General features: G+C 37.9%; 2 protein-coding genes. Both read left to right on the top strand.

Annotated elements, in window-relative coordinates; all coding sequences use genetic code 11:
- The coding region (locus J7R07_RS08460; RefSeq protein WP_246464880.1) for an autotransporter outer membrane beta-barrel domain-containing protein at window positions 1–163 on the top strand (163 nt) is incomplete at its 5' end.
- Between the two features lie 153 nt (window positions 164–316).
- Window positions 317–2,710, top strand: a 2,394-nt coding sequence (locus tag J7R07_RS07895) for an autotransporter outer membrane beta-barrel domain-containing protein (protein WP_208436316.1), incomplete at its 3' end; no start/stop codon positions are given.

Below are 2,710 nucleotides of genomic sequence, written 5' to 3'. Positions count from 1 at the left end.
CCAGTTAGGTGCGTTGGGCTCTTTCCTAGAAGTGGGACTTGGTTTTAATGCGCAATTGTCTCCGAAATTTGTATTGCATGGAGATGTTGCCTATCAACGTCGCCTTACTAAAGCAGGTTTTTCAGGAGCAAGTTTTTCTGGAGGTTTGCGCTACCTTTTTTAACTATACATCAACTATATAATGATTTATAAATAAGTATAGAGTATTATATGAAGTATTAAATTTATTATTTATTTTTATAGTTATTATATTTTAATAAACTTGTCAGGTACATTCAAAATGTTCTTTGTAAAGAAACAAGGGTAAAGAAAAATTATGGTAAATGTAGTTCGTAAACGTACATTTTTATACACTTTTACAACAGCTATTCTTTATTTTTGGAAAATTGCTTATGTTAAGTCTGCGGAATTTTCAAGTGATCCAAGAGGGGTGTTTTATAATTATGATGATAGAAGAATACACTTTCTCTCACATAAAACTTATTACTTAAAAAGTTCTCAGGAGGCATCTGCTAGCGCTGCGCCTATTGCAGCTATATATGTAGAAAAGGCAGGCACTATTGTTGATGCGTTTCAGGTAACAGTTTATGGCGATAACCCAGATAAAATATCTGCTTATGGTGCGTATGCAAGAAATGGTGGAAGACTTAATTTAGCAGCTTCAGATTTTAAGGATATACCCGCTCTTCGTGCTCAAGATGCAGTTATTAGCATGACATTAGGGGAAATTAAGGGAACTTCACATGCTATTTATGCATGGGGGAGAGAAACGGATGTTACTTTAGAGAGTGTAAATATCAATATTGAGCCCGATAATTTGAATATAAAAGAGATCGGTATTATGAGTGGTTTTGGTGCAATGGTTAGAATGTCAAACGGTACTGTTAATTTTAACCAGATTGGCTCATTTTCAACTCAGTTTGAGGGGCGCTATTTTCTTGATAATGTAGGTATTATGGGACAAGGAAGGAGGGAGGAATCGGAAATAGGTGGTGCGGGCGCTATGGAGGAATTGCCGAAAGCTTTTGAGGTTTTTCAAGGGGGAGATGTTCATTTGAAAAACGGTTTTATTCAGCTTAACTCTATGCATGCATTCTTGATTAAAAACTTTTCAGGTTATGTTAATGATAATGGCAGGTTACTTCACAAATATATTTTCCCACATGGCTTTAAAAATACAAATATTAAAATAGAAAAAAACAATATTTCTGTGAAAGGGGAGGGAGCATATGGTCTGTATTTTAATGTTTTAGCTCCAGAAGAGTTTGCTAAAATGTTGAGGAAAGGAGATGATGAAAAAAATTTAGCAACCAAAAAAGTTGTCACGGGGAAGACATTCGTTTATTTATCACAGGCACGTATGACAGTTCCAGATAGTATTGCGATTTATGCGAAGGGAAATAACGGCTATGAGATTAGCAGCACTCTTGAATTATCGGACAAAACAAATATCTCTGGTGATTTATTGTTAAAAGCTGCAAATAATGCTTCTTTACGGGTGAAAGCAAACGCGTCTTTTCTTAAAGGAGGTACGCGTGTTGAGGATAGATCGGTTATTGATTTAGAGTTAACCCGTTATTCAAAATGGTATCTTACCAAAAGTAAGTACAACGGTTTACAGGAATCTGTTTCATCACTTTCTTCTCTAAGCCTTTCTAATAGCACATTGATCTTTGATGAAGATAGTGGTTATCAAACCTTGCGCATTGGAAAAAAAACAGATAGAGACGCAAGAGATAACATTTCAGACTCAACAGATAAGAAAGTATACAGTGCCGAGGGAAACGCTCAGATTAAGTTGAATGCATTTTTGAATGATGAGGGGTTGTTTGATCCCCAAAAAACAGATCGCATATTGATCTATGGGGATGTCTCTGGAACGACTTTTGTTCATGTGCAAAATTTTCTAAAAGCTTCAAAAAAAGAGGTATATGATGGAGAAGATCAAAGCATTTCACTCATTCAAGTTGCAGGAACAGCACAGGGAAATTCTTTTAAGCTGGTCAACGATTATACGACGGTGAATGGTTTTCCTTATCAATATCGTCTTCGTGGTTATGGTCCAGATTCGCCTTTTGGAGAAGCAGATGTTACACAAAGATTAGTGGAAGGTGAGGGGAATTTTTGGGATTTCCGTCTCGAAGGGATCTATATTTATTCTAAGAGAGGTTCTTATAATGGTATATCTGTTACACCTTCTTCTTTTGCATCTCCTGTTGATCCTCCACCTTCTCCTCCCAATTCACTTCCTACATCGTTGATATCTGACTCGCCTTCTTCTCCGTCTTCTGATCTTGTTGATCCTCCACCTTCTCCTCCCAATTCACTTCCTACATCGTTGATATCTGACTCGCCTTCTTCTCCGTCTTCTGATCTTGTTGATCCTCCACCTTCTCCTCCCAATTCACTTCCTACATCGTTGATATCTGACTCGCCTTCTTCTCCGTCTTCTGATCCTGTTGATCCTCCACCTTCTCCTCCCAATTCACTTCCTACATCGTTGATATCTGACTCGTCTTCTTCTCCGTCTTCTGATCCTGTTGATCCTCCATCTTCTCCATCTGAGCTAGTAAAGCCTTCTCTTCTTTCTCCCGTTTCTGTTAAGCCTACTCTTCAACCTGATCGAGGTGTTAGGGCTGTGGTTCCGCAATTGCCAACCTATCTCCTTCTAAAAAATGCCTTATTTCATGCTGGTTTGGTAGATCTTACC

Source organism: Bartonella phoceensis (assembly GCF_902825145.1).
In the GTDB taxonomy this organism is placed as follows: domain Bacteria; phylum Pseudomonadota; class Alphaproteobacteria; order Rhizobiales; family Rhizobiaceae; genus Bartonella; species Bartonella phoceensis.
This window is presented reverse-complemented; position numbering and strand designations above follow the sequence as displayed.